This is a genomic window from Mesorhizobium waimense (genome assembly GCF_003601975.1).
Taxonomy (GTDB): Bacteria; Pseudomonadota; Alphaproteobacteria; order Rhizobiales; family Rhizobiaceae; genus Mesorhizobium; species Mesorhizobium waimense.
On record NZ_QZWZ01000001.1, the window covers coordinates 131943 to 158685 of the forward strand.

General features: G+C 63.9%; 31 protein-coding genes. 23 read left to right on the forward strand and 8 right to left on the reverse strand.

Annotation, left to right across the window (positions count from 1 at the left end):
* The first annotated feature begins 15 nt into the window (after positions 1-15).
* Genes D3227_RS00680 through D3227_RS00695 form a run of 4 tightly spaced genes read left to right on the forward strand, consistent with a single transcriptional unit; the run spans position 16 to position 1526 of the window.
* Positions 16-318, forward strand: a complete 303-nt coding sequence (locus D3227_RS00680; protein ID WP_059188709.1) for an urease subunit gamma — start codon at positions 16-18, stop codon at positions 316-318.
* 9 nt (positions 319-327) lie between these two features.
* On the forward strand, positions 328-582 hold the full coding sequence (locus D3227_RS00685; RefSeq protein WP_120011766.1) for a DUF1272 domain-containing protein: 255 nt from the start codon (positions 328-330) through the stop codon (positions 580-582).
* 28 nt (positions 583-610) lie between these two features.
* On the forward strand, positions 611-1210 hold the full coding sequence (locus D3227_RS00690; protein ID WP_167480554.1) for a HupE/UreJ family protein: 600 nt from the start codon (positions 611-613) through the stop codon (positions 1208-1210).
* Positions 1211-1220: 10 nt separating this feature from the next.
* Positions 1221-1526, forward strand: coding sequence for an urease subunit beta (locus tag D3227_RS00695; protein WP_120011768.1), 306 nt, complete (start codon positions 1221-1223; stop codon positions 1524-1526).
* A gap of 26 nt (positions 1527-1552) precedes the next feature.
* Here the strand turns inward: D3227_RS00695 and D3227_RS00700 are convergent, their stop codons facing one another.
* The gene (locus tag D3227_RS00700) at positions 1553-2041 is read right to left on the reverse strand and encodes a hypothetical protein (protein WP_120011769.1); all 489 of its coding nucleotides are present in this window, start codon (positions 2039-2041) and stop codon (positions 1553-1555) included.
* A 147-nt stretch (positions 2042-2188) separates the two neighbouring features.
* A complete protein-coding gene (locus D3227_RS00705; protein ID WP_120011770.1) occupies positions 2189-2569 on the reverse strand; it encodes a hypothetical protein in 381 nt (126 codons plus the stop codon).
* Positions 2570-2733: 164 nt separating this feature from the next.
* On the opposite strand from D3227_RS00705, the gene ureC reads away from it, so the two are divergent.
* From ureC to D3227_RS00745, 8 genes are all read left to right on the forward strand, one after another.
* Entirely contained in the window at positions 2734-4446 is a 1713-nt protein-coding gene (ureC, locus tag D3227_RS00710) for an urease subunit alpha (RefSeq protein WP_120011771.1), read from the forward strand.
* Between the two features lie 87 nt (positions 4447-4533).
* Entirely contained in the window at positions 4534-5127 is a 594-nt protein-coding gene (locus D3227_RS00715; protein ID WP_120011772.1) for a hypothetical protein, read from the forward strand.
* 45 nt (positions 5128-5172) lie between these two features.
* Positions 5173-5778, forward strand: a complete 606-nt coding sequence (locus D3227_RS00720; protein ID WP_120011773.1) for a glutathione S-transferase family protein — start codon at positions 5173-5175, stop codon at positions 5776-5778.
* A complete protein-coding gene (locus tag D3227_RS00725) occupies positions 5775-6380 on the forward strand; it encodes an urease accessory protein UreE (RefSeq protein ID WP_120011774.1) in 606 nt (201 codons plus the stop codon). Before D3227_RS00720 ends, D3227_RS00725 begins: the two co-directional genes overlap by 4 nt.
* Positions 6355-7044 carry an urease accessory protein UreF gene (locus D3227_RS00730; protein WP_208646330.1) on the forward strand — a complete coding sequence of 230 codons (690 nt, stop codon included), beginning with the start codon at positions 6355-6357 and terminating at the stop codon, positions 7042-7044. The genes D3227_RS00725 and D3227_RS00730 overlap by 26 nt, the downstream gene beginning before the upstream one ends.
* Entirely contained in the window at positions 7041-7481 is a 441-nt protein-coding gene (locus D3227_RS00735) for a DUF3995 domain-containing protein (protein WP_120011775.1), read from the forward strand. Before D3227_RS00730 ends, D3227_RS00735 begins: the two co-directional genes overlap by 4 nt.
* Positions 7478-8119: an urease accessory protein UreG gene (gene ureG / locus D3227_RS00740; RefSeq protein WP_120011776.1), complete on the forward strand. Its 642-nt coding sequence runs from the start codon at positions 7478-7480 to the stop codon at positions 8117-8119. Before D3227_RS00735 ends, ureG begins: the two co-directional genes overlap by 4 nt.
* Positions 8120-8214: 95 nt before the next feature.
* Entirely contained in the window at positions 8215-8982 is a 768-nt protein-coding gene (locus tag D3227_RS00745; protein ID WP_120011777.1) for a class II aldolase and adducin N-terminal domain-containing protein, read from the forward strand.
* 9 nt (positions 8983-8991) lie between these two features.
* Here the strand turns inward: D3227_RS00745 and D3227_RS00750 are convergent, their stop codons facing one another.
* Entirely contained in the window at positions 8992-9624 is a 633-nt protein-coding gene (locus tag D3227_RS00750) for an HAD family hydrolase (RefSeq protein WP_120011778.1), read from the reverse strand.
* 246 nt (positions 9625-9870) lie between these two features.
* Here D3227_RS00750 and D3227_RS00755 point away from each other — a divergent pair, with 246 nt between their 5' ends.
* Positions 9871-10830: a sugar-binding transcriptional regulator gene (locus D3227_RS00755; RefSeq protein WP_120011779.1), complete on the forward strand. Its 960-nt coding sequence runs from the start codon at positions 9871-9873 to the stop codon at positions 10828-10830.
* A 21-nt stretch (positions 10831-10851) separates the two neighbouring features.
* Here the strand turns inward: D3227_RS00755 and D3227_RS00760 are convergent, their stop codons facing one another.
* The gene (locus D3227_RS00760; RefSeq protein ID WP_120011780.1) at positions 10852-11037 is read right to left on the reverse strand and encodes a hypothetical protein; all 186 of its coding nucleotides are present in this window, start codon (positions 11035-11037) and stop codon (positions 10852-10854) included.
* A gap of 110 nt (positions 11038-11147) precedes the next feature.
* On the opposite strand from D3227_RS00760, the gene D3227_RS00765 reads away from it, so the two are divergent.
* The 10 genes from D3227_RS00765 to D3227_RS00810 all read left to right on the forward strand — a co-directional run bounded on the left by D3227_RS00765 (position 11148) and on the right by D3227_RS00810 (position 22828).
* A complete protein-coding gene (locus D3227_RS00765; protein WP_120011781.1) occupies positions 11148-12056 on the forward strand; it encodes a LysR substrate-binding domain-containing protein in 909 nt (302 codons plus the stop codon).
* 199 nt (positions 12057-12255) lie between these two features.
* Complete coding sequence (locus D3227_RS00770) at positions 12256-13566, forward strand: ABC transporter substrate-binding protein (RefSeq protein WP_120011782.1); 1311 nt, start codon at positions 12256-12258, stop codon at positions 13564-13566.
* Between the two features lie 143 nt (positions 13567-13709).
* Positions 13710-14582 carry a carbohydrate ABC transporter permease gene (locus D3227_RS00775; protein WP_120011783.1) on the forward strand — a complete coding sequence of 291 codons (873 nt, stop codon included), beginning with the start codon at positions 13710-13712 and terminating at the stop codon, positions 14580-14582.
* Positions 14583-14593: 11 nt separating this feature from the next.
* A complete protein-coding gene (locus D3227_RS00780) occupies positions 14594-15418 on the forward strand; it encodes a carbohydrate ABC transporter permease (RefSeq protein WP_120011784.1) in 825 nt (274 codons plus the stop codon).
* Positions 15419-15463: 45 nt separating this feature from the next.
* Complete coding sequence (locus tag D3227_RS00785) at positions 15464-16462, forward strand: ABC transporter ATP-binding protein (RefSeq protein ID WP_120011785.1); 999 nt, start codon at positions 15464-15466, stop codon at positions 16460-16462.
* A 2-nt stretch (positions 16463-16464) separates the two neighbouring features.
* Positions 16465-17235: an L-iditol 2-dehydrogenase gene (locus D3227_RS00790; protein WP_120011786.1), complete on the forward strand. Its 771-nt coding sequence runs from the start codon at positions 16465-16467 to the stop codon at positions 17233-17235.
* Positions 17236-17400: 165 nt separating this feature from the next.
* On the forward strand, positions 17401-18879 hold the full coding sequence (locus D3227_RS00795) for a mannitol dehydrogenase family protein (RefSeq protein ID WP_120011787.1): 1479 nt from the start codon (positions 17401-17403) through the stop codon (positions 18877-18879).
* A 16-nt stretch (positions 18880-18895) separates the two neighbouring features.
* Positions 18896-19579 (forward strand): HAD family hydrolase, encoded by a 684-nt coding sequence (locus D3227_RS00800; RefSeq protein ID WP_120011788.1) that lies wholly within the window; start codon positions 18896-18898, stop codon positions 19577-19579.
* Positions 19576-21162, forward strand: a complete 1587-nt coding sequence (locus tag D3227_RS00805; RefSeq protein ID WP_120011789.1) for an FGGY-family carbohydrate kinase — start codon at positions 19576-19578, stop codon at positions 21160-21162. Before D3227_RS00800 ends, D3227_RS00805 begins: the two co-directional genes overlap by 4 nt.
* 262 nt (positions 21163-21424) lie before the next feature.
* A complete protein-coding gene (locus D3227_RS00810) occupies positions 21425-22828 on the forward strand; it encodes an MATE family efflux transporter (RefSeq protein ID WP_120011790.1) in 1404 nt (467 codons plus the stop codon).
* Between the two features lie 56 nt (positions 22829-22884).
* On the opposite strand, the gene D3227_RS00815 is transcribed toward D3227_RS00810, so the two are convergent.
* The 4 genes from D3227_RS00815 to D3227_RS00830 all read right to left on the reverse strand — a co-directional run bounded on the left by D3227_RS00815 (position 22885) and on the right by D3227_RS00830 (position 26743).
* On the reverse strand, positions 22885-23688 hold the full coding sequence (locus tag D3227_RS00815; protein ID WP_120011791.1) for an ABC transporter permease: 804 nt from the start codon (positions 23686-23688) through the stop codon (positions 22885-22887).
* Complete coding sequence (locus D3227_RS00820; RefSeq protein WP_120011792.1) at positions 23685-24539, reverse strand: ABC transporter permease; 855 nt, start codon at positions 24537-24539, stop codon at positions 23685-23687. Before D3227_RS00820 ends, D3227_RS00815 begins: the two co-directional genes overlap by 4 nt.
* Positions 24536-25573, reverse strand: a complete 1038-nt coding sequence (locus D3227_RS00825; protein ID WP_120011793.1) for an ABC transporter ATP-binding protein — start codon at positions 25571-25573, stop codon at positions 24536-24538. The genes D3227_RS00820 and D3227_RS00825 overlap by 4 nt, the downstream gene beginning before the upstream one ends.
* 81 nt (positions 25574-25654) lie before the next feature.
* Positions 25655-26743 (reverse strand): ABC transporter substrate-binding protein, encoded by a 1089-nt coding sequence (locus D3227_RS00830; RefSeq protein ID WP_167480556.1) that lies wholly within the window; start codon positions 26741-26743, stop codon positions 25655-25657.

Below are 26743 nucleotides of genomic sequence, written 5' to 3' on the forward strand. Positions count from 1 at the left end.
TGTTTGGGAAAACGCATGAACCTGACGCCGAGGGAAAAGGACAAGCTGCTCATCGCCATGGCGGCGATCGTGGCACGCAAGCGGCTCGAACGCGGCGTCAAGCTCAACCATCCGGAGGCGATTGCACTGATCACCGATTTCGTCGTCGAGGGTGCCCGCGACGGCCGTTCGGTCGCCGAACTGATGGAGGCCGGCGCCCATGTCGTCACCCGCGCGCAGGTGATGGATGGCATTGCCGAGATGATCCACGACGTCCAGGTCGAGGCAACGTTTCCCGACGGCACCAAACTGGTGACCGTGCACGAACCGATACGGTGAGGAGAAAAGATGCTCGAACTGCGGCCGAACTGCGAATGCTGCGACAAGGACCTGCCGCCAGAGGCGACGGATGCGCTGATCTGCACCTTCGAATGTACCTTCTGCGCTGATTGCGCGGAAAACCTGCTTGGCGGTGTCTGCCCGAACTGCGGCGGCAATTTTTCGGCACGGCCGATCCGCCCGGCCGCGATGCTGCAAAAATATCCCGCTTCGACCAAACGCGTGCTCAAAGCCGAGGGCTGCGGTCCCCGCAAGGCCGCGTGACCGGCACGACCAGAGAGAAGGCATTTCGATGATATCAGTATCAGCTCCGATGAAACGCACCACGCTCGCGGCGATCCTGCTCCTCGCCGCCGCCATGCCCGCCTACGCTCATGTCGGTGTCGGCACCACCTCGTCCTTCACCGCCGGCTTCATGCACCCGCTGTCCGGCCTCGACCACATGACGGTGATGATCGCGGTCGGGCTGTGGGCGGCGCGCAAGGGCGGTAAGGCAATCTGGGCATGGCCGGCGGCGTTTGTCGGCGTCATGCTGGTGGGCGGCGCGCTCGGCATGCTGCACATGCCGCTGCCCTTCGTCGAACCGGGCGTCCTCGCCTCCGTCGTGGTGTTGGGCCTGCTGGTGGCGCTGGCGGTTGATCTGCCTGTCTCGGCAGGCGTCGGCATTCTCGGCCTGTTCGCGCTGTTCCATGGCCACGCCCATGGCACTGAGGTGCCTGAGAACGCTGGCGGGCTGGAATACATGGCCGGCTTTGCCGTCGCCACCGCGCTGCTCCACGCAACGGGCATTGCGGCTGGTTTGGGCCTCGGTACGCGTTTCCGCGGCCTAGCTCGCGCGGCCGGCGCCGCCTGCACGGCCGTTGGTGTCGGTCTCGTCTTCGGCGTGCTGTGAGGCGCGCCAGATGATCCCGGGCGAAATCATCACCGCGAGCGGCGAGATCGAACTGAACAAGGGCCTGCCGACCGTGACGCTGAAAGTGGCCAATAGCGGCGACCGGCCAATCCAGGTTGGCAGCCACTACCATTTCTTCGAGACCAATGAAGGGTTGAAATTCGATCGCGCCAAGGCGCGCGGCATGCGCCTCGACATCGCCTCCGGCACGGCGATGCGCTTCGAGCCGGGGCAGGAACGCGACGTCACGCTGGTGCCGCTCGGCGGCAAGCGCGAGGTCTACGGCTTCCAGCAGAAGGTGATGGGCAAGCTGTGAGATCGATTGAGTCGACAGCTTTTGGCTCAGCCCGACGGCTTGGCCGCCGCATAGATGACGACTCGTCCCGGATCGTCGAACTCGACGGCGAGAACGTCCTCGGCGAGCACGCGCCTGGAATCGATGGCGTTGAACAGCAGCGCGTTCGCCTCGATTTCCTTGCGCAGTTCCGCGATATCGTCCTGATGTTGTTTGATCTTGGTCTCGATCGCCGGCGGCGGCCCGCCTTCGCTGCGCGCCGCGTCGGTGAGGAACACGATATCGACCTTGTCGAGCTTGGATGTCTTGCGCACGGTGCCGATGTTTTCGCGCGTCCGGTCGATCGCGACGCTGACCTTCCCTGCTTCAGTGCTTGTCCTGGCCTCTTCCTGCTTGACGTCCGAGCCGACGATCCGGTCGACGGTCTCCGTGTTTTGGAGGCCTTGTGCGTTCAGTTCGGCAGCGGTCGCCGCGAGAAAAGCTATAGCCGCAACCGTGCGCAGCCATTTTTTGGTCAAGTAGGGGGTGATCGCCATCGCTCGCTCCAGACGGAACTCTTTTCGGGACGCGGTTCAGCGCGAAAAGATAGAAACGAATCCCGCCCGGCGAAGGTTCCCTTTCTGATGTGGCGGACGGGCCGGGTGTCGGCCCGCCGCAACCACGCGTCAGCTCGCTTTCTCGGATCAACTCGCCTTCTTTGTGATCAGCGTCAGCGCGCCGTCGGTGTTCATGCTGGCGGCGATCACCTGCGCCGAGCTCAGCCCCTTGGCTTCGAGCGCCGATTTGACCTTGGGCGTCGCGTCGATCGAACTGCGCAGCTTCTGCAGGCCGGCCTCGCCGCGCTGGGCGATCACCTGGTTGACCTGCGTCTGGGTGTCCTTGGGCAGCTCCGTGATGTCGACGATGTTAACGCTCTGGATCGTCGGCACGGCGGGCTGCGCGCCGGGCGCGGCGGGTGCCGCCGGCGGCTGAGTGGGTTGTTGCTGGGCAGGCTGCTGCTGGGCGCTGGCTGCACTCGCCAGCGCCAGGGTGGCGGCGGCCGCAATAAGTATCGCTTTGCGCATGGATCTTCCTTCCATCGATTTGGCAAACGGTCGTTTTGGGGTGACTCGCCCACCTCAACCGCCAAATGGGAACACAAGGTGTCGCTTAGCAGGTCATTGCGTGACCATAGGATGGCGGCAATGTGGAGCACGGCTTCGCAGCCGCATTTCGGGAGCAGTTTCTGATGGCTAGAATTACCCGCGCCGCCTACGCCCAGATGTACGGCCCGACCGTCGGTGACAAGGTGCGGCTGGCCGACACCGAATTGTTCATCGAGGTGGAAAAGGACCTCACCGTTCACGGCGAGGAAGTGAAATTCGGTGGCGGCAAGGTCATCCGCGACGGCATGGGCCAGAGCCAGGTTTCGCGGGCGCTAGGTGCTGTCGACACCGTCATCACCAACGCGCTGGTAATCGATGCGTCGGCCGGCATCCTCAAGGCCGATATCGGCCTCAAGGATGGCCGCATCGCCGCCATTGGCAAGGCCGGCAATCCGGACACGCAAGACGGCGTTACCATCATCATCGGCCCCGGCACCGAGATCATCGCTGGCGAGGGCAAGATCCTGACCGCGGGCGGCTTCGACGCGCATATCCACTTCATCTGCCCGCAGCAGATCGAGGAAGCGCTGATGAGCGGCATCACAACAATGCTCGGCGGCGGCACCGGTCCGGCGCACGGCACTCTGGCCACCACCTGCACGCCGGGGCCGTGGCACATGGCACGCATGATCCAGTCCTTCGACGCCTTCCCGATGAACATCGGCCTGTCGGGCAAGGGCAACGCCTCGCTGCCGGCCGCCCTTGAAGAAATGGTGCTCGCTGGCGCCTGCTCGCTGAAGCTGCACGAGGACTGGGGCACGACGCCCGCGGCCATCGACTGCTGCCTGTCGGTCGCCGACGAGTACGACGTGCAGGTGATGATCCACACCGACACGCTGAACGAGTCGGGGTTTGTCGAAAACACCGTCGCGGCGATCAAGGGCCGCACCATCCACGCTTTCCACACCGAGGGTGCCGGCGGCGGCCATGCCCCCGATATCATCAAGGTCTGCGGCCTGCCCAACGTCATCCCGTCTTCGACCAATCCGACCCGTCCCTACACCGTCAACACGCTGGCCGAGCATCTGGACATGCTGATGGTCTGCCATCACCTGTCGCCGTCGATCCCCGAAGACATCGCCTTCGCAGAAAGCCGCATCCGCAAGGAGACCATCGCCGCCGAAGACATCCTGCACGACATCGGCGCCTTCTCGATTATCTCCTCGGACTCGCAGGCCATGGGCCGCGTCGGCGAGGTGGCGATCCGCTGCTGGCAGACCGCCGACAAGATGAAACGCCAGCGCGGCTCGCTGCCGCAGGAGACCGGCGACAACGACAATTTCCGCGTCCGCCGCTACATCGCCAAATACACCATCAACCCGGCCGTCGCGCATGGCCTGTCGAAGGAGATCGGCTCTGTCGCGGTCGGCAAACGCGCCGACCTCGTGCTGTGGAACCCGGCCTTCTTCGGCGTCAAGCCGGAGATGGTGCTGGTCGGCGGCTCGATTGCAGCCGCGCCTATGGGCGACCCCAACGCTTCGATCCCGACGCCGCAACCGATGCACTACCGGCCGATGTTCGGCGCCTATGGCAAGGCCTTGACCAACTCGTCGGTGACCTTTGTTTCCAAGGCAGCATTCGACTCAGGACTGCAGGCCAGGCTCGGCGTCGACAAGGCCATGGTCGCGGTCGAAAACACGCGCGGCGGCATCGGCAAGCACTCGATGGTGCTCAACGACGCCACGCCGCATGTCGAGGTCGACCCCGAAACCTACGAGGTCCGCGCCGACGGTGAGCTCTTGACCTGCGAGCCGGCCACCGTGCTGCCGATGGCGCAAAGGTATTTTCTGTTTTGACGCCGGCATTGCCCGGGCAAAATGCGTTGCGACTGAAATCCGGACCCCGCAATATGCCGTCGAGCAGAACCCGCATTGTGATCAGGCATGGCCACCGAAATAGCTTCTCCCCACGACGTCTTCCCGCATATCCGCATCGTCATGGGCATGGTGATCGGCCTCGGCGTCACCCGGCTGCTGTCGGGGCTCGCCCGCATCGTCCAGCATCCCGGCCAGTACAAGCTCTATCCCGTGCATCTGGCCTGGGTCGGGTCCATGCTTTTGTTGCTGGTGCATTTCTGGTGGTGGGAATTCGGCCTCTACGCCATCGAGACCTGGACCTTCGGCACGTACCTGTTCCTCATCTTCTATGCCGTGACGCTGTTCTTGCTCTGCGCGCTGCTGTTCCCGGACTCCATGCTCGACTACACCGGCTACGAGGATTTCTTCTACTCGCGTCGCGCCTGGTTCTTCGGCCTGCTGGCGATGACCTATCTGCTCGATGTCGTCGACACGCTGCTGAAAGGGCCGGAGCATTTCGCCCACTACGGCAATGAATATCTCATCCGCACCCCGGTTTTCGTTGCGCTGTGTATCGCAGCCATCCTGGTCCGCGATCGCCGCTTTCACATCGTCTTCGTCGCCGGCACGCTGATCTATCAGGTATCGTTCATCCTGCGGCTCTTCGACACGATCGTATGACGGCAGCGGATGGATTAGGCTTCTCGGAAAAGGCAGGTTTCAACCATGTACAAGGCCGTTGGATCGCGCGGATCCCGGGTCAGCCGTGTTCTCTGGATGCTCGAGGAACTCGGGCAGCCCTATGAATTCGTTGAGGTCAAATTGCGCTCGCCGGAAGCCTATGCGCTGAACCCGTCCGGCAAGGTGCCGATCCTGATCGACGGCGAGCTCACGGTGACGGATTCGGCGGCGATCTGCGTCTATCTCGGCGAAAAGCACGCGGATAAGGGCATGGGCGCCAATCCCGGTCTCGCCGGCCGCGCCGAGATGGATTCCTGGATGCATTTTGCCCAGTCGGAATTCGAGGCGCCGCTGTGGAACAAAGTGCGCCACCGCTTTTTGCTGCCGAAGGAGGTCCGGGTCGATGTCGGCCCCGCCGCGGCTTATGACTTCGCCACGGAGGTCAAAGCGCTGGACCGCCGGCTTGGCGACCGGCCCTTTGCACTTGGCGACCGCTTTTCCGCTATCGACGTGCTTTTAGGCGATATGGGTAGCTGGGCTCGCGCCGGCCGGTTTCCGATAGGGTCCGACAGCGTCAACGCCTATTTCGACCGCGTGCTGGCCCGGCCGGCCCGCGCCCGCGCGCAGGCCAATGGAGGATCTTCCAGATGAAGCTCGATATCCGCACGGACTTCACCAAGTTTCCGCGTGCCGTCTCCGTGCTTGCCGCCGGCCAGGCGGGAACGACCGTGCCTTACGCCAAGGCTGTGCTTGCTCATGACGAGCGGCACTTGCGCCGCCGCGCCATCGAGACGTCAGGCGGCGAGAAGGTGCTGGTCGATCTGCCGGAGGCGGTCGCCTTGAACGACGGCGACCGGCTGGTGCTGGAGGACGGTCGCCATGTCGAGATCGTCGCGGCGCATGAAGAGGTCTATGACATCCGCGCCCGCAATGCCGTGCATCTGGCCGAACTCGCCTGGCATATCGGCAATCGCCACCTCGCAGCAAGCATCGAGGCCGACCGCATCCTCATCCTGCGCGACCATGTCATCAAGACGATGCTGGAAGGGCTCGGCGCCACTGTCAGCGACGTCTCCGAGCCGTTCAAGCCGGTGCGCGGTGCCTATTCCGGTCATGGCGGCCATGGCCATGATCACGGTCATGCACATGCGCACAGCCATGCCGAAGCGCATTCGCATAGCCACAGCGAGTCGCATTCCCATTCGCATGGTCATACCCATTCGCATGATGACGACCATCACCACCATGACTGACCAGCCTTCCGGCATCGCCTTGCTGCGGCTGATGGCATGGCTGTCGCCGGCCTTTCCGGTCGGCGGCTTCTCCTACAGCCATGGTCTCGAACGCGCCGTGCATGACGGGCTGGTAACCGACAGGCAAAGCCTCGCTGCCTGGCTGGAGACGCTGGTCGAGATGGGCTCGGGCTGGAACGATGCCGTGCTGTTCGCCGAAGCCTGGCGACGCGCCCGCGAAACCGGCGACCTTGATGAGATTGCCGCCTTCGCCGAGGCGCTGGCGGGCTCGCGAGAGCGTCATGCCGAGACCATGCTGCAGGGCGCCGCCTTCCTGAAAGCGGCTTCGGCCTGGTCGTGTCAGGTGCTGGACCGTTTGCCGGAGGACTGCGCCTATTGCGTCGCTGTCGGTGCCGTGGCCGGCGGCAATGGCATCGCCTTGCACGACGCACTGTCCGCCTTCCTGCAGGCCTTCTTCTCAAACCTCGTCCAGGCGGCGATCCGGCTCGGCGTCGTCGGCCAGCGCGACGCCACCGTGCTGCTCGCCGGCTTCGAGCCATTGGCCTTGGCGACGGCGGCCCGTGCCGCCGGCTCGACAACAGACGATCTCGGCGGCTGCGCCTTCGTCTCCGACGTCATGGCGATGAAGCACGAAACTCAATATTCGCGACTGTTTCGCTCATGATCCTCCTCGCCTTTGCGCTGTCACTCGTCCTGCTCGTGATCACCGCTCTGCATGTCTATTGGGGCATTGGCGGTGTCTGGCCGGGCAGGGACGCTGCGTCCTGCGCCCATGCCGTCGTCGGCTTTCGCGGCGTCAGTGAGATGCCCTCGCCCTTTGCCAGCTTTGCCGTCGCCGCCTGCCTTGGCCTGGCGACATTGTGGCCGCTGGCGCTCGAGGGCGTGTTCGCGTCGCCCTTTCCCAATGTCGGGCTCGCCGCCACATCGATGCTGATTGCGCTTGTTTTTCTCGGGCGCGGCATTGCCGGCTTCACGCCCTGGTGGCGGCGGCTCACGCCCGAGCAGCCTTTCGCGCGGCTCGACGTCAGTTACTATTCGCCGCTCTGCCTGCTGATCGGGCTCGGCTTTGCAGTCCTTGCCATCACGGAGTTCTCGACATGACCCAAGCCAACGGTCCCCTTCGCATCGGCATCGGCGGCCCTGTCGGTTCCGGCAAGACGACGCTGACCGAAAAGCTCTGCAAGGCGCTGCGCGACGAGTTCTCCATCGCCGTCGTCACCAACGACATCTACACCAGGGAAGACGCCATGATGCTGGCCAGGCTGCAGGCGCTGCCCGAAGACCGCATCGTCGGCGTCGAGACCGGAGGCTGCCCGCACACCGCCATCCGCGAGGATGCCTCGATCAACCTGCAGGCGATCGCCGAGCTGAACAAGAAATTTCCGGATCTCGACGTCATCTTCATCGAGTCCGGCGGCGACAACCTTGCCGCCACCTTCTCTCCCGATCTCGCGGATCTCACACTCTATGTCATCTCGGTCTGCCAGGGCGAGGAGATCCCGCGCAAGGGTGGACCGGCGATCACCCGCTCCGATTTCCTTGTCATCAACAAGAGCGATCTGGCGCCCTATGTGAACGTCAATCTCGATGTCATGGAAAGCGACGCCGCCCGCATGCGTGGCAAGCGGCCCTTCGGTTTCACCGACCTGTCGCGCGGCAAAGGCCTGCAGGAGGTGATCGATTTCATCGTCGAGCATGGTGGGCTCAGCGTCGGTGCCGCCACAAGCACGGCGGCGTAGGGCGCAGCCTCATCCTACTGGGTCTGCACCAAACGAAACCGGTTGCGCGCTTGTCAGTCGCGCGGCATCTTCGCGTCTTTCACGGAGTACTGTCGATGAGCATTGCCCGCCTGCAGAAAGAGCCGCTGACCAATTTGCCCTTCTACGAGGAGCGCGTCGATCTCGCTTGCGCCTTCCGCTGGACGGCGCGGCTCAACATGCATGAGGCAGTGGCCAATCATTTCTCGCTGGCCGTCAACGAGGACGGCACCAGGTTCCTGATGAATCCCAACCAGGTGCATTTCTCCCGCATCAAGGCCAGCGACCTGCTGCTCATCGACGCCAACGATCCCGAGACGCTCTCCGGCCCCAATGCGCCCGACCCGACGGCCTGGGGCCTGCACGGCGCCATCCACCGCAATGTGCCGCATGCGCGCTGCGTCATGCATGTGCACTCGGTCCACGCCACCGTGCTGGCATCGCTCGCCGACTCCACCCTGCCGCCAATCGACCAGAACTCGGCCATGTTCTTCAACCGTCATGTCGTCGACGCCAATTATGGCGGGCTGGCCTTCGAGGAGGAGGGCGAGCGCTGCTCGCAGCTTCTGACCGATCCGAAGGTCAAGGTCATGGTCATGGGCAATCACGGCGTGCTGGTCATCGGCGACAACGTCGCCGATGCCTTCAACCGCATGTTCTACTTCGAGCGCGCCGCCGAAACCTACATCAAGGCGCTGTGGACTGGCCGTCCGCTGCGCACGCTGTCCGACGCCATTGCCGAGAAGACGGCGAGCGAGATGGACGACTATCCCGGCCAGGCCGAGCGCCATCTCGGCGAATTGAAGGCGATCCTCGACGAGCAGGAGCCGGTCTACCGGAACTGAAAGCTATTTCTAAAGCCCGAATTCCCGGCGCAGATCTTCGGCGCTGTTGATGACGACAGCACCTGGCGGCCCTTCCATCGGCGCCTCCGGCCAGAACATCGTGCGCATTCCCGCCGCCAGCCCGGCCATGGCGCCGGTGCGGCTGTCGTCGACTGCCGCAGCGTCAGCCGGCTCGACGCCGGCGAGGAAGGCGGCGCGCAGGAAGGGTTCTGGATGCGGCTTGCCTTCGTGCACATCGTTGCGGCTGATCGTCTTCATGCCGGGATAGATCAGTCCGACCGCGCGCAGATTGGCATCGACGATCAGCCGGTCGGAGTTGGACACCACTGCCTGCTGCACGCCGCGTTCGCGCAACTCGTTAAAGATCTCAATCGCACCGGGACGCGGCTTCAGCGTCTCGGCCAGCGGCAGATAATGATCGTATTTGCGCACGATCCAGTCGTCGAAGGGCAGGTCGAGGCCGAACTCGCCACGCAGCATCTCGTAGACCGGCCATGCGGCGACGCCCAGCACCCGCTCGTGCAAATTGGTCGGCGGCGCGATGCCGACGCTGCGCAGCGCTGCCACCAGGGCTGCCTCGTGCAGCGGCTCGCTGTCGACCAGCGTGCCGTCCATATCCCAGAAAACCGCTTTCGGCGTCATGCAAGGCTCCTTTTGTGACCCCCATAAAGCGTTTGTGTCCGGAGATAAACCGTCGAACCCGCGATCCCCGATATTGATGAGGCTGCAGCCGCTTCGCGGAGGTCCTGACCTGCAATGCCAGTTTCCCGCCCAAGGGTGCCAAAGGGCTTAAGCAATTGCCCTTTTCGATAGACAATTGCGCACAGCGCCATTCCTTGTAAGCTAAAGCGCCCGCTTGCATACTAGGCGGGGCTTGGGAGGCAAGACGTGAATTCGCGGCAAGATGGCGGCAGCAACCGGTTGGACGACGCGGCGCGCGCCGGCTGGCTTTACTATGTTGCCGGCAACACCCAGGACCAGATCGCCGCCACGCTCGGCATCTCCAGGCAGACGGCGCAGCGGCTGGTGTCGCTGGCCGTGTCGGAAGGGCTGATCAAGGTGCGCGTCGACCACCCGATCGCCAATTGCCTCGATCTGGCGGCGCGGCTGAAATCGCGCTTCGCGCTCGATCTGGTCGAGGTCGTGCCGAGCGACCCGACCTCCTCTTCCACCATCGTCGGCGTTGCCGAGGCGGCTGCGGCGGAGATCGAGAGGCGGCTGAGATCGCCGGCGCCGATCGTCATGGCAATCGGCACCGGGCGCACGCTGAAGGCGGCGATCGAGCAGCTGCCGCCGATGGAGTGTCCGCAGCACAAGGTGGTGTCGCTGACCGGCAACATTTCGCCTGACGGCTCGGCCGCCTTCTACAACGTCATCTTCACCATGGCCGACAGGGTCAAGGCACGCTCGTTCCCGATGCCGCTGCCGGTCATCGCCTCTTCGCCGGAGGAGCGCGAGATGCTGCTCGCCCAGCCGATGATCCAGCCGACCTTGGCGCTCGCGGCAGAGGCCGATGTGACCTTCGTCGGCATCGGCGATCTCGGCCCGAAGGCGCCGCTCTACGAGGACGGCTTCATTTCGGAGAGTGAGCTAAAGGCATTGCAGAAGGCCGGCGGCATCGCCGAGATCGTCGGCTGGGTGTTCGACCGCGAAGGCCGCATGATCGAGGGCATCACCAACGACCGCGTGTCGTCGGCCGCACTGCCGTCGCGCGAAAGGTCGCTGGTCATTGCGCTGGCCATGGGCGAGCGCAAGCTTCCGGGCATACTTGCGGCAGTAAACCGGCGGCTGGTGAACGGCCTTATCACCGATGAGCGAACCGCTGCCGCGCTGCTGGCGGCCAGTTGACTTTCCATAAGATCGGCAAGCCTATTTGTACGGCTTACGGGGGTCGTTGCCGTCGAGAAATCCCATGTCGCGCTGCAGATGCGGCGACAACTCCCTTATGTCGATGTAGGTCCGCCGCCTTGCCGTGTGCCGAGCAAATCCGCGCGCCAGCAACGAAAACCAGCTGTAGCCTGGCGTGAAGGACAGTTTTTCCTGTACCGTGGTCATAATCGTCAGCCTCCGCTATGTCTGGACGAGAGTGATCGTCGACCCCAGATATCGGCTTGATCGGCCCCCTCTTCCAATCAAACGTCGATCATGGCCCATAAGGAGGCCTTATGCCCGAACTCAACCCACGGCAGTTCTCCCAGCTCCCGCCACTCGCGGCGATCCGGGTGTTCGAAGCCGTGGCCCGGCATCTATCCTTCACCAAGGCGGCCAAGGAGCTCGGCATGACGCAGGCGGCGGCGAGCTATCAGATCAAGCTTCTCGAAGAGCGCGTCGGCGCGCCTCTGTTCCTGCGCCGTCCCAAGCAGATCGTGCTGACCGAGGCCGGGCAGCGCATGGCGCCTGCCGTCAGCGAGGCGTTCGCCCTGTTGAGCGGAGCCTATTCCGCCGCGCGCACCGGCGCCGACGGAGTGCTGTGTGTCTCGACGCTGCTGACTTTCGCCTCCAACTGGCTGGCGCAGCACCTCGGCTCCTTCCAGGTCGCGCATCCGTCACTGGCGGTGCGTGTCGACACTTCGAACCGGGTGGTCGATTTCGCCCGCGAGGATATGGACATCGCCATCCGCTCCGGCGGCGGCAACTGGCCGGGGGTGGAAACCCACATGCTGTTCAGGGCCGATTTCACGCCGGTGCTGAGCCCCAGGCTCGCTGCCAGCATCGGTGGCGTCAACGAACCGGCCGACCTGCTCAAGCTGCCCATTCTCGATCCTTGCGATATCTGGTGGAAGGAATGGTTCGCGCTTGCCGGCGTGCCGGCGGAAGAACTTGCCAGCCGCCCCGGCACCAGCATGGGGGCACAGGCCTATGAGGCGAATGCCGCCATTGCCGGTCATGGCGTTGCGATCCTAACTAGGGCGCTGTTCAAGGCCGAGCTCGCCGACGGCCGGCTGATCCAGCCCTTCGATCTGGTCGGCGATGACGGTCATGCCTATTGGCTGGTCTATCCGACGGCGCGGCGCAATGTGCCGAAGATCCGGGCCTTTCGCGACTGGATCCTGGCCGAGATCGCCTGCCAATAGGCAGGCCAGCCTTTCCCCGCAGCGCGCCGAAAAATCCGGCGACATCCATCTCCAACGCCCACAAAGCGCTTGGCGCACGACGCCGTGCGCTTCGCCGTGCTGCGCTGCAGCAACGAATCCGGCTTGACTTAATTGATGCCAAGTGAGTAATTGCTCACAGCCAAGGCAAATGCTCATCTTGGTTTATGGGAGGAATTTGATGAAACTTCGCACGCTCACCCTAGGCCTGTTGTCGGCCAGCGCTCTTGCGTTCGCCGCGCACGCCGAATCCATCACCATCGCCACCGTCAACAATGCCGACATGATCCGCATGCAGACGCTGACGGACGACTTCACCAAGGCGAACCCCGACATCACGCTCAACTGGGTCACGCTCGAAGAGAACGTGCTGCGCGAGCGCGTCACCACCGACATCGCCACCAAGGGCGGCCAGTACGACGTGATGACCATCGGCACCTATGAAGTTCCGATCTGGGCCAAGCAGAGCTGGCTGTTGCCGCTCGACAAGCTCGGCGACGACTACGACGCCAAGGACATCCTGCCGGCCATCGCCGGCGGCCTGTCGGTCGACGGCAAGCTCTATGCCGCGCCCTTCTACGGCGAGAGCTCCTTCGTCATGTACCGCAAGGACCTGATGGAGAAGGCAGGGCTCACCATGCCCGACGCGCCGACCTGGGACTTCATCAAGCAGGCCGCCGACAAGATGACCGACCGCGCCAATGGCGTGAACGGCGTCTGCCTGCGCGGCAAGGCCGGCTGGGGCGAAAACATGGCCTTCCTCACCGCCATGTCGAACTCCTTCGGCGCACGCTGGTTCGACGAGAACTGGAAGCCGCAGTTTGACCAGCCCGAATGGAAGAACACGCTGCAGTTCTACGTCGACCTGATGAAGGCCAACGGCCCCGAGGGCGCCTCGTCCAACGGCTTCAACGAAAACCTGGCGCTGTTCCAGCAGGGCAAGTGCGGCATGTGGATCGATGCCACGGTCGCCGCATCCATGGTCTCCGACCCGAAGAGCTCGAAGGTCGCCGACAAGGTTGGCTATGCGCTGGCGCCTGACAACGGTCTCGGCAAGCGCGGCAACTGGCTGTGGGCCTGGTCGCTGGCCATTCCGGCCGGCACGCAGAAGGCGGACGCGGCACAGAAGTTCGTGTCCTGGGCAACCAGCAAGCATTACTCCGAGCTCGTCGCTTCCAAGCTAGGCTGGGCCAGCGCTCCTCCGGGCACGCGCTCCTCGCTCTACGCCAATGCCGAGTACCAGAAGGCGGCTCCGTTCGCCAAGATGACGCTGGACTCCATCAACGCGGCCGACCCGACGCATCCGACCGTCAAGCCGGTGCCCTATGTCGGCGTCCAGTTCGTCGCCATCCCCGAGTTCCAGGGTCTCGGTACCACGGTCGGCCAGCTCTTCTCGGCCGCACTCGCCGGCCAGTCGAGTGTCGACGATGCCCTCAAGCAGGCCCAGGACGCCGCCACCGCAGCGATGACCGAGGGCGGTTATATCAAGTAAGGCTCCTCCCGGTGCCGAATGTCGGCTGCCCATCGTAGCCGGCAAAGGGGCCGCCCGAATCCCAGTTCGGGCGGCCACCTTCAAAATCCTGGAAATTCTGGCACGACTCTAAAAATCTGGCTGACCTTTGGAGGGTGACCGTCATGGCTACTCAGCAGACCCGCTCGCTTGCCCGCTTCATGATGGCGCCATCCGTGGTGCTGCTGTTCGTCTGGATGATCGTGCCGCTGGTCATCACCATTTGGTTCTCCTTCCAGCAGTACAATCCGCTCAACCCGATCCGCGACGGGTTCGTCGGCTTCTCGAACTACGCGCTTTTCTATTCCAACCCGGCCTTCCTGCAGTCGATCCTCAACACGCTTGTCCTCGTCGGCAGCGTTCTGTTGATCACGGTGATCGGCGGCATCATGCTGGCGCTGCTGATCGATCAGCCGATGTGGGGACAAGGCATCGTCCGCATCCTCGTCATCTCGCCGTTCTTCGTCATGCCGCCGGTGGCCGCACTGGTCTGGAAGAACATGATCATGCATCCCCAATACGGCGTCTTTGCCGACATTGCGCGCTTCTTCGGCATGCAGCCGATCGACTGGTTCGGGCAGCATCCGATGCTGGCGATCATCATCATTGTCGCCTGGCAGTGGTTGCCATTCGCGACGCTGATCCTGTTGACCTCCCTGCAGTCGCTTGATGGCGAACAGAAGGAAGCCGCCGAGATGGACGGCGCCGGCTTCGTCAGCCGCTTCATCTATCTGACGCTGCCGCACATGTCGCGGGCGATCACCGTCGTCATCCTGATCCAGACCATCTTCCTGCTGTCGATCTATGCCGAAATCCTGGTCACCACCAATGGCGGCCCGGGCTACGCCTCCACCAACCTGCCCTTCCTCGTCTACCAGAAGGCATTGCTGGAGTTCAAAATCGGCCAGGCATCCGCCGGCGGTGTGATCGCCGTCATTCTCGCCAACATCGTCGCCTTCTTCGCCATGCGCGCCGTCGGCAAGAACCTGGACAAGTAAGGGAGGCTAAGATGGCACGTGCAGTCACCACCCAGCACAAGACGATCGCGACCGCTGCCGCCTGGATCGTCGCGCTGCTGATCTTCTTCCCGATCCTCTATACGATCATCACCTCGTTCAAGTCCGAACAGGAGGCCATCCAGGGCTTTGCCCTGATCCCGTCCGGGACCATTGAGAGCTATTCCGAGGTCCAGGCACAGAGCGGTTACTTCAAGTTCTTCCTGAACTCGGTGCTGCTGTCGGTCGGCTCGACCATCCTGGCCCTGCTCGTCGCCATACCGGCGGCATGGTCGATGGCCTTTTCACCGACCAAGCGGACCAAGGACATCCTGATGTGGATGCTCTCGACCAAGATGATGCCGGCGGTCGCCGTGCTGTTCCCGATCTACCTGATCTTCCGCGACTCGGGCCTGCTCGACAGCCGCGCCGGCCTGATGGTCATGCTGATGCTGATCAACCTGCCGATCGTGGTCTGGATGCTCTACACCTACTTCCGCGAGATCCCCGGCGAGATCCTCGAAGCGGCGCGCATGGACGGCGCTTCGCTGTGGAACGAAATCGTCTATGTGCTGACGCCGATGGCGGTGCCGGGCATCGCCTCGACCATGCTGCTCAACATCATCCTGGCCTGGAACGAGGCGTTCTGGACGATCCGGCTGACCACCACCGAAGCAGCACCGCTGACCGCCTTCATCAGCTCCTTCTCCAGCCCGCAAGGCCTGTTCTGGGCCAAGCTGTCGGCAGCCTCGACGCTGGCGATCGCGCCGATCCTGATCATGGGCTGGTTCAGCCAGAAGCAGCTGGTGCGCGGCCTGACATTTGGCGCGGTGAAATAACAACGCCGCAGGCGGACGACGGACACCAATCCCCGGGAGGAAACCATGGGAAACATCACGCTCAAGAACGTCTCCAAATCCTTCGGATCGACGTCCATCATCCCCGGCCTCGACCTGGTCATCGAGAATGGCGAGTTCGTCGTCTTTGTCGGCCCGTCCGGCTGCGGCAAGTCCACGCTGCTGCGGCTGATCGCCGGGCTGGAGGACACCAGCGGCGGCACCATCAACATCGATGGCCGCGACGTGACCGGCGAAGCGCCGGCCAAGCGCAAGCTGGCCATGGTGTTCCAGTCCTACGCGCTCTACCCGCACATGACGGTGGCCAAGAACATCGCCTTCCCGCTGAAGATGGCGGGCGAGGACCAGGCGACCATCGACAAGAAGGTCAAGGACGCGGCGCGCGTCTTGAACCTCACCAACTATCTCGAGCGTCGCCCCGGCCAGCTCTCCGGCGGCCAGCGCCAGCGCGTCGCTATCGGCCGCGCCATCGTGCGCCAGCCTTCGGCCTTTCTGTTCGACGAACCGCTGTCCAACCTCGACGCAGCGCTGCGCGGCACCATGCGCCTCGAGATCAGCGAACTGCACCATCAGCTCAAGACGACGATGATCTACGTCACCCACGACCAGGTCGAAGCCATGACCATGGCCGACAAGATCGTCGTACTCAATGCCGGCAACATCGAACAGGTCGGCTCGCCGATGGAACTCTACAAGACGCCGAAGAACCTGTTTGTCGCCGGCTTCATCGGCTCGCCGAAGATGAACCTGATCGAAGGCGCGCCGGCCGCCAAATACGGCGCCAAGACGATCGGCATCCGTCCCGAGCATTTGGAGATTTCGACCACCGCTGGCGAGTGGAAAGCGACCGTCGGCGTTGCCGAGCATCTCGGCTCCGACACCTTCCTGCACGTCCAGGCCGACGGCGTCGGGCCGCTGACGGTGCGCGCTGACGGCGAGCTCGCCGTCCATCACGGCGACACCATCCATTTGACCCCGGACAAGGCCAAGCTGCATCGCTTCGGCCCCGACGGCAAGGCGATGTGAGCATGCGCCTGGCCGGCAAATCGGCGCTGATCACTGGGTCGGCGCGCGGCATCGGCAGGGCCTTCGCCGAAGCCTATGCGCGCGAAGGCGCGACGGTGGCGATTGCCGACATCAACCTCGAAGCTGCCGAGAAGACAGCCTCGGAGATCGGCGGGAAGGCCTATGCGGTCAAGCTTGACGTCAGCGACCTGGCTTCTATCGAAGCGGCAGTGAAAGCGGTCGAGACCAGGACGGGTGGGCTCGACATACTGATCAACAACGCCGCCCTGTTCGATCTCGCCCCGATCGTCGAGATCACCAAGGCAAGTTACGACAAACTGTTTTCGGTCAATGTCGCCGGCACGCTGTTCATGCTGCAGGCAGCAGCCCGTTCGATGATCGCACGCGGCAAGGGCGGCAAGATCATCAACATAGCGAGCCAGGCCGGACGGCGCGGCGAACCTTTGGTCGCTGTTTACTGCGCCAGCAAGGCTGCCGTCATCTCGCTCACCCAGTCGGCGGGGCTCGATCTGATCAAGCACCGCATCAACGTCAATGGCATCGCGCCGGGCGTCGTCGACAGCGACATGTGGGATGATGTCGATGCGCTGTTCGCCAAATACGAGAACCGGCCGAAGGGCGAGAAGAAGAGACTGGTCGGCGAGAGCGTGCCTTACGGCCGCATGGGCAAGGCGGAAGACCTGACCGGCATGGCCGTATTCCTGGCCAGCGAGGACGCCGAATACATCGTCGCTCAGACCTACAATGTCGATGGCGGTCAGTGGATGAGTTGAGGGGGAAGGTGCCTCTCCCTTCCTCCGGGGAGAAGGCGCCACCGGGGCAGGTGAGGGGCAGCATGGATGTTGGAAAGCAAATGCCGCCCCTCACCGCCGCTCAGCCCTGACGGACTGGGAACAGCGGAATTGTCGGGCCAAGTGCCGGCCAAAGGGTAAAAGCAGATGACCGTGAAACTCTCGTCTTCCATCCTCGCCAAGCTTCCCTCGGAGGTCGCCGGCCCGAAATACGATCGCTCGGCACTCAAGGCCGGCATCGTGCATTTCGGCGTCGGCAATTTCCACCGGTCGCACCAGGCCGTCTACCTCGATGATCTTTTCAATGCGGGCCTTGGCCACGACTGGGCGCTGGTTGGCGCCGGCGTCTTCGAGGGCGAGAAGGTCGGCCGCAGCAAGCTGCAGGAGCAGGATTGGCTGACCACCGTGGTCGAGCAGGACTCGGGCCATATGAGCGCTCGCGTCACCGGCGTGATGATCGACTTCCTGACGCCCGGCGATGCGTCGGCGATCATCGAGCAGCTTGCCGATCCGGCAATCAGGATCGTTTCGCTGACCATTACCGAAGGCGGCTATTTCATCGACCCGGCCTCCGGCGTGTTCAACCCGGCCCATCCTGATATCGTTGCCGATGCGCAGTCAGGGGCGACGCCGAAGACCGTCTTTGGCCTGATCCTCGCCGGCCTGATGCGCCGCCGCGGCGACGGTGTCGTGCCTTTCACCGTCATGTCCTGCGACAACATCCCCCACAACGGCCATGTCACCTCAGATGGCGTAATCGGTCTTGCCCGGCTGATCGACGAGGATCTCGCCAATTGGGTGAGTGACAACGTCGCCTTTCCGAACGGCATGGTCGACCGCATCACGCCCGCCACCACCGACCGCGAGCGCGGCATCCTGGCCAGCGACTTCGGCCTCGAGGACAACTGGCCGGTGTTCTGCGAGCCGTTCAAGCAATGGGTGCTGGAGGATCATTTCACCGACGGCCGCCCGCCTCTGGAAAAGGTCGGCGTGCAGTTCGTCAAAGATGTCGCGCCCTATGAGCTGATGAAGATCCGCATCCTCAATGGCGGCCATGCGACGATCGCCTATCCGGCCGGGCTGATGGACATCCATTTCGTCCACGAGGCAATGCAGGAGCCGCTGGTGCGCGGCTTTCTCGCCAAGCTGGAGCGCGACGAGATCATCCCGACCGTGCCGCCGGTGCCGGACACCGTGCTGGAGGACTATTACCAGCTCATCGAACGCCGCTTCTCCAACCCGAAGATCGGCGACACCATCAGGCGTCTTTGCCTCGACGGCTCCAACCGCCAGCCGAAATTCATCATCCCGACCATCGGGGACCGGCTGAAGGCGGGAAAGAGCGTGGCTGGGTTGGCGCTGGAATCGGCGCTCTGGTGCCGCTACTGCTTCGGCACGACGGACTCGGGCGCCGTCATCGAGCCCAACGATCCGAGTTGGGACCGGCTGCAGGCGACCGCGAAGGCGGCGAAGGATGCGCCCAGCACCTGGCTTGCCATGGAGGACATCTATGGCGATGTCGGCCGCTCGCCGGTCTTCGGCGAGGCGTTCGCGCATGCGCTCAACGTTTTGTGGGCGAACGGTGCGCGCGCGACGCTGACGCGCTATCTCGCCGGCCAGCTCTGACGACTGGACGCATCGAATGACGCCCGAACTGGTCATCTTCGACTGTGACGGCGTTCTGGTCGACAGCGAGGCGCTCTCCGTCTCGGCCCTGCTCGGCATGATCACGCTTGCCGGCGGCGCCGTCAGCGAGGATCAGGCCTACGAGCATTTCCTCGGCAAGAGCATGAAGAGCGTCCGCGAGATCCTCGGCCGCGACTTCGGGCTTGACATCACCGACCAGCAACTGACTGCGATGCGCGTCGAATTGATGCGCAAATTCCGCGAGGAGCTGAAACCCATCCCAGGCATCAAGGACGTGCTACCGAGGCTCGGCGTGCCGTTCTGCGTTGCCTCCTCCGGCACGCTCGAGCGCATCAGCTATGCGCTCGACGTCACCGGATTGCTCGGCCTTCTGGAGCCGCATCTGTTCAGCGCCACCATGGTGGCTAAAGGTAAGCCGTCGCCGGACCTTTTTCTCCACGCGGCCGCCAGCATGCGCGCCCATCCGCGCAAATGCCTGGTCATCGAGGACAGCCCGGCCGGCATTGCGGCGGCGCGGGCGGCGGGCATGCGCGTCTTTGCCTTCACCGGCGGCTCGCATGCCGGCAACCCCGCATTGAAAGCGCGGCTTGCGTCGAGTGAACCGGACTTTATATTCGCTGACATGCTGCAATTGCCCGATCTGATTGCAGGCCTGGGAGCGAGAGTAAAAGCATCTTGACCAACAGTTTTGTTTGCGCGGTCGATGTCGGCACCGGGAGCGCCCGCGCCGGCATTCTCGACACCAAGGGTACCTTGCTTGGCCGCGCCGATCACCCGATCGCCATGCACCAGCCCAAGGCCGATCACGCCGAGCATGATTCGCAGGATATCTGGTCGGCCGTGTGCATCGCCGTGCGTGCCGCTCGCGAGAAGGCCGGCGTGGCGGCAGGCGACATTGTCGGCATCTCCTTCGATGCCACCTGCTCGCTGGTGGTGCGCGACAGGCAAGGCGGCCAGCTCAGCGTTTCGGTAACTGGGGAGCGGCGCTGGGACACCATCGTCTGGCTCGACCACCGCGCCATCGCCGAGGCCGACGAATGCACGGAAAGCGGCCATGCCGTGCTCGACTATATCGGCGGCGTCATGTCTCCGGAAATGGCGACGCCGAAGCTGATGTGGCTAAAGCGCAATTTGCCCGGGACATGGAATGAAGCCGGCTACCTATTCGACCTCACCGATTTCCTGACCTGGAAGGCGACCGGCTCGCTCGCCCGCTCGCAATGCACGCTGACCGCCAAATGGACCTATCTGGCGCATGAAGAGACCGGTTGGCGGCGCGATTTCTTCGAGACGGTCGGTCTTGGTGATCTTTTCGAGCATGGCAATCTGCCCGAGAGGGCAAGTCCGGTGGGCGCCGACATCGGCCCGCTCAGCGCCGAAGCGGCGGCAGAGCTTGGCCTGACGGAAAAATGCCGGGTCGGCGCCGGCGTCATCGATGCCTATGCCGGCGCGCTCGGCGTGCTTGGCGGTTTTGCCGGCGATGACAGCAATATCAGCCGCCATCTGGCGCTGATCGCCGGCACCTCCTCCTGCGTCATGGCGATGTCGCCCGATCCGCAGCCCTTCGCCGGCGTCTGGGGACCATATTACGGCGCGGCACTGCCAAAACTCTGGCTGTCGGAAGGCGGCCAGTCGGCAACCGGTGCGCTGCTCGACCATATCATCCGCTGGCACGGTGCCGGTGGCGAGCCTGATGCCGCCATGCACGCAAAGATCGCCCGGCGCGTCGCCGAACTGCGCGCCGCCGAGGGCGAGGGCCTCGCGGCAAGGCTGCATGTGCTGCCGGATTTCCACGGCAACCGCTCACCATTGGCCGACCCGCATGCGGTCGGCGTCGTCAGCGGGCTTACACTCGATTCCTCCTTCGACAGCCTGTGCAAGCTCTACTGGCGCACCGCCGTCGGCATCGCACTCGGCGTGCGCCATGTGCTGGAGGCGCTGAACGAGAACGGCTATTTGATCGACACGCTGCACGTCACCGGCGGCCACACCAAGAACCCGCTTTTGATGGAGCTTTATGCCGACGCCACCGGCTGCGCGGTGGTCGAACCGCTGGCCGACGAGGCAGTGCTGCTCGGCACCGGCATGGTCGCGGCCACTGCCGCCGGGCTTTTCCCCGACCTGAACGCGGCTTGTGTCGCCATGCAGCAGGGCGGCAGGAAGCGCGCCGCCAACCCGGCCGCCGGCACCCGCTTCGACCGCGACTACCGCATCTTTTTGGAGATGCACCGCCAGCGGCAGGCGCTCGACGAGATCCGCTAGACCCAATTCCAGGAAAAGTGTGAAACGGTTTTCCGTCCGGAATTGCGTCAAAACAAACAGATAGAGCGGTTCTGCGATTCCGTGAGACGGAAAACCGCTCTAGACAAGCTCTGGCTCAATAGCTGCCCGCTCCTCCTCCCTTGCCTTCATGTCGCATTTCGTTCAATAGACGGCGCAAACGCCGCGAAACCGAAGGTTTTGCCGTTTGCAATGCGGCTTCCGGGCAGGGTCCCGACGCGCCGCAATCGGAAAGAGCAGGACAATGTCTGCGATCGAAGCCGGCGCTCGCGCGCCGGAAAATCTTTGGCGTCAGGAAATCAGGGCGACACTGGCGCTTGCCTGGCCGATGGTGCTGACCAATCTCGGCCAGACGGCCATGACCGCCACCGACGTCATGATGATGGGCAGGCTCGGACCGGACACACTGGCCAGCGGCGCGCTCGGCGCCAACCTCTATTTCATGCCGCTGATCTTCGGCCTCGGCCTGATGCTGGCGACCTCGCCGATGATGGCGACCGAACTCGGCCGCCGCCGTCATTCGGTGCGCGACCTGCGCCGCACCGTACGCCAGGGTCTGTGGCTGGCGATCCTGATCTCAATTCCGATCTGGATTGCGCTTTGGCACGGCGAGGCAATTCTGTTGGCCATGGGCCAGGAGCCGAGACTGGCGCATCAGGCCGGCATCTATCTGCGTTGGCTGGAATGGGCGGTGCTGCCCTTCTATGGCTACATCGTGCTGCGCTCGTTCATCTCGGCGCTGGAGCGGCCGGGCTGGGCGCTGATCATCGTCTTCGTCGCCGTCGCCTGCAACGCCTTCTTCAACTGGGTGTTCATGTTCGGCAATCTCGGCGTCACCTCGATGGGCATTGCCGGCTCCGGTCTCGCCACCACGCTCTCCAGCACCCTGATGTTTTGCGGCATGGTGGCGGTGGTGATGCTGGAGAAGAAGTTCCGCCGCTACCGTCTGTTCGGTCGTTTCTGGCGCGCCGACTGGCCGCGCTTCAAGGGCCTGCTTCGGCTCGGCATGCCGATCGCCGGCCTCCTCGCCTTCGAGGTGACGATTTTCAACGCGGCAGCGCTTCTGATGGGCCTGATCGATGCGGATTCGCTGGCCGCTCATGCCATCGCCATCCAGATCGCCTCGATCTCCTTCATGGTGCCCCTCGGCCTCAATCAGGCGGTGACGGTGCGGGTCGGCCTTGCCCATGGTGCGGGCAATCCGGAGGGGGTTTCCCGCGCCGGCTGGACCGCCTTCGTCATCGGCGTCTCCTTCATGGCGCTGATGGGGCTGGTGATGATCCTGTGGCCGCATCTGTTGATCAGCGCCTTCATAGATCTTACCAATCCGGCCAATGCCAGGGTGATCGCGCTTGCCGTGTCTTTCCTGGCGTTTGCGGCGCTGTTCCAGATCTTCGACGGCGCGCAGGCGGTGGCCGCCGGCATGCTGCGCGGCCTGCACGACACCAAGGTGCCGATGATCTATGCCGCGATCGGCTATTGGGGCATCGGCCTGCCGCTCGGCGTGCTGCTCGCCTTCCATTTCGGCTTCAACGGCGTCGGCATCTGGATCGGCCTGTCGTCGGGGCTGGCCGTCGTGGCGGCAATGCTTCTGGCGCGCTGGTTGCGGCGCGACCGGATCGCGCCGTCGCTTGCCTTCGGGCATTGAAGACAAAGCGGCCGCCGGACAGGTTCCGGCGGCCGCTTTCGTTTGGGTGAGCTCGCTCAGTTGCCGTCGGACGACATCGCGCCGAGCAGCCTGCGGATATCGCCGAACCTAGCGATCGCACCGAACACAAGTGCCGCCACGGCGACGAAGAACACCGACACCGAGGCCATGGTCGGCGTATAGCCGTAGCGCAGCGCGTTGAAGATCTTGATCGGCAGCGTCTCGGTGGTAAAGCCGATTGTCATGTAGGCAACGATATACTCGTTGAGCGACAGCACGAAGGCGAAGGCGTAGCCCGAGACCAGGTAGGGCAGGATCAGCGGCAGCACCACGGTCTTCAAGACGGTGCGGTCGTCGGCGCCCATGGTGGCGGCGGCCTCGACCAGCGAGCGGTCGATCGAGGCAAAGCCCAGCGACAGCGTCACCAGCGGCAGCGTCACGAAGAAGATGGCGTGGCTGATGATGGCGGTGAAGAACTGGCCGAACAGCCCGACCGTCGCCCAGAAGCTGAGGAAGCCGAGCGCCGTGATGACAGGCGGCAGGATGAAGGGTGCCAGCCCCAGCACCTGGAAGATATTCGCCCATGGCGCGATGCGCCGCCACAAGAACCAGGCGAGCGGCAGGGCTACGGCGACAGCAATTGCAGCCGAACAGACGGCGAGCGTCACCGAATGGATCAGCGCCAGCCGCCATTCCGGGTCGGTGAAGATCTGTCCGTACCACGCCAGCGAGAAGCCGACCGGCGGGAAAGCCAGGTCCTGCTTCTCGTTGACCGAGACGCCGGCGACAACGATGAGCGGCGCCGCCAGGAACAGCGCGACGAGGCCGAAATAGAAGCGGCGAAGCCAGGTCTCGGTCATAGCGCGTTCTCCTTGCGTCCGACGAGCAGCGTCATTCCGACAAGCGCCAGCGAGATCAGCACCAGGAACACCGCCATCGCCGCGGCGAAAGGCATGTTGGACTGGTAGATCGCCTGGTCGGTGATCAGCACCGACAGTGTCCAGTGCTGCGGTCGCCCAAGAATCTGCGGCAACAAATAGGAACCGAGCGCAAAGACGAAGACCATGATCAATGTCGCCACGATGGTGTTTCTGAGCGCCGGCGCCACGACGTTGAAGAAGGCCCGAACCGGCGAGGCGCCGAGCGTGCGCGCCGCCTCGAGCAGTGTCGGGTCGAGGCGCACAAGGGCTGGGTAGAGCACCAGGATGGTGTAGGGCAGCGCCTGATAGACCATGCCGGTCAGCACCGCGCCGAAGGTCGGTAGCAGCGCCACCGGCTTGTCCATCAACCCGATCGCCACGAACAGATTGGTGATGCCCGCGGTGCGCGAAAACAGCGTCGACCAGGCAAAGCCGATGATGACTTCCGACAGCGACAGCACCGACAAGAGCCCGACCAGCCACAGCGTTTGCACGCGGCGCGGCCGCCTGGTCAAAAGATAGGTGAAGGGGAAGGCGATGGCGACGCAGCAGACGGCGACCAGCACCGCCAGCATCAGCGAAAAGCCGAGCACGCCGCCGAAGAAGACCGACAGGAAACGTGCGTAATTGTCGAACACGAAATCCGGTGTGTAGAATCCGGCGGGATTGCGCTTGAAGAAGCTCACCGCGATCATCGTCGAGAACGGCACGACGAAGAAGACGATCAGCATCAGCGCCGGAAAGAACAGCGGCGTGTAGTCGGCTACCGACTTTGGTGCTTCGCGTCTCATGAGCCGAGCACCACGCAGCTTTCGGGCGGCAGCGTGACGCCGACCTTGGCGCCGACCGGCACGTCATGCCGCTCGCGCGGCGTCGTCACGGCGATGATGCTGGTGCCGCGAACCTCGACGAAGGTCTCGATGGTGCCGCCGAGATCGCGCACGAAACTCACCTCGCCGGTGATAGCCGATCCTCCGGGAGCACCCAGATGCACATCCTCGGGACGGATCGACACCGAGGCCTTGGTTTGCCCCGCCGGCATGGCAAGACCGGGAATGGCGGTGCCGAGGATGGTGGTGCGCCCGGCGCCGTCGATTTCCGCCGGCAACAGATTGGTGATGCCGATGAAGTCGGCGACGAAGGCGTCGGCCGGCTTGCGGTAGATCTCGATCGGCGGCGCCGCCTGCAGGATCTTGCCGTGGCCCATGACGACGACGAGGTCGGCCATGGTCATGGCTTCGCGCTGGTCGTGGGTGACGACGATGGTGGTGATGCCGAGCCGCTGCTGCAGTTGGCGCAGTTCCACCTGCATGGCCTCGCGCAGTTTGGCGTCGAGCGCCGACAGCGGCTCGTCGAGCAAGAACAGTTTCGGCGACAGCGCCAGCGCCCGGGCGATCGCCACGCGCTGGCGCTGGCCGCCCGACAGTTTCGCCACCGGACGGTCGGCAAAGCCGGGCAGGTGGATCAGGCTCAGCAATTCGTCGACGCGTTTTTTCTGGTCTCCTTGGGAGGCGCCGCGAATGCGCAGCGCATAGGCGATGTTGTCGCCGACGGAAAGATGCGGAAACAGCGCCAGCGACTGGAACACCATGCCGAGATTACGCTTGTGCGTCGGCAGCGGCGTGATGTCCTCGCCATCGAGCACGATGGCGCCGCTGGTCGGCTCCTCCAGCCCGGCAATCATGCGCAGCAGCGTGGTCTTGCCGCAGCCCGATGGCCCGAGCAGGCACACGAAGGTGCCGTGCGGCACGTTCAGCTGGACATTGTCGACGGCGGCGAAGCTGCCGAATTTCTTGGTGATGGCGTTGATGTTCAATCCGGACATGGCTCACCCTTCTCAGGCATTGCTCTGCAAGGGCCGCCGGAGGCTATCCGGCGGCCGGTCAGGTTGATGCAGGTCGGCTGCTTAGCCGACGATCAGCTCGGTCCACTTCTGGTTGATCCAGTCGGCCTTCGACGTATAGAGGTCGTAGCGCGGGATGATCGGCTCGATGTCCGACGACACCGCGGCGAACTCTTCCGGCTTGAGGTCGAGCACCTCTTTCTTGAGCGTCGGCGTCGTGCCGACCTTGCGCGACATGAGGCCCTGCATCGAGGGTTGGCTCATATAGTCGATGAAGGTGTGCGCCTCGTCGACCTTGGTCGAGGCGCGCGACAGCACCCAATTGCCGGAATCCTGGATGCCACCTTCCTTCGGGAAGGTCGAGCGGACATGGAAGCCGTCGGCGGCCGCGAGCCCGGTGACGTCGTGATAATACTGGCCCATCGGAATCTCGCCCGACTTCAAGGCCTGCTCGAACTGTGCTTCGTCGCGATACCAGAGGCGGACGTTCGGCTTGACCTCGGCGAGCTTTTCGAACGCCTTGTTCAGCCCGTCCTCGCTGTCGAGCGCATTGGTGCCGCCCATGAAGGTCTTGGCCGTCACTTCGAGCAGGAACGAGTTGGAGGCGAGTGCCAGCAGCCCGAGCTTGTCCTCGTTGCCCTTGTCCCACAGTGCCGCCCACGATGTCGGCGCCTCCTTGTAGACGTCGGTGTTGGTGACCAGCGTGATCCACCAGGCAACGGCGCCGATGCCGGCCACCCGGCCATCCGGATACTTGCTGACGAAGCGGGGCAGCAGGTCGTTATAGTGCTTGAACTTCGACGTATCGAGCGGCGTCCACAATTCGGTCGACTGGCCCTTTATCGTTGAGGTCTGAGACATCATCGAAAGGTCGGCCGGGGCCTGCCCGGCCTTGGCCGCCTGCTCCAGCTGCACCAGCCAAGCCTCGCCGGTCGGCTCGGCGACCGACTCCACCGCGATGCCGGTTGCCTTGGTGAAATCCGGGAAGACGTGCTCGTCGAAGGATTTCTTGAAGTAGCCGCCATAGACGCCGACCTTCAGCGACTTGTCCTGCGCCCGCAGGATCGACGGCATGGCGAGCATGCCTGCCGTTGCGAGGCCGGCGCCAAGCACGCGGCGTCGTGTCAGGGATTTTCCGATCAGTCTGTTCAT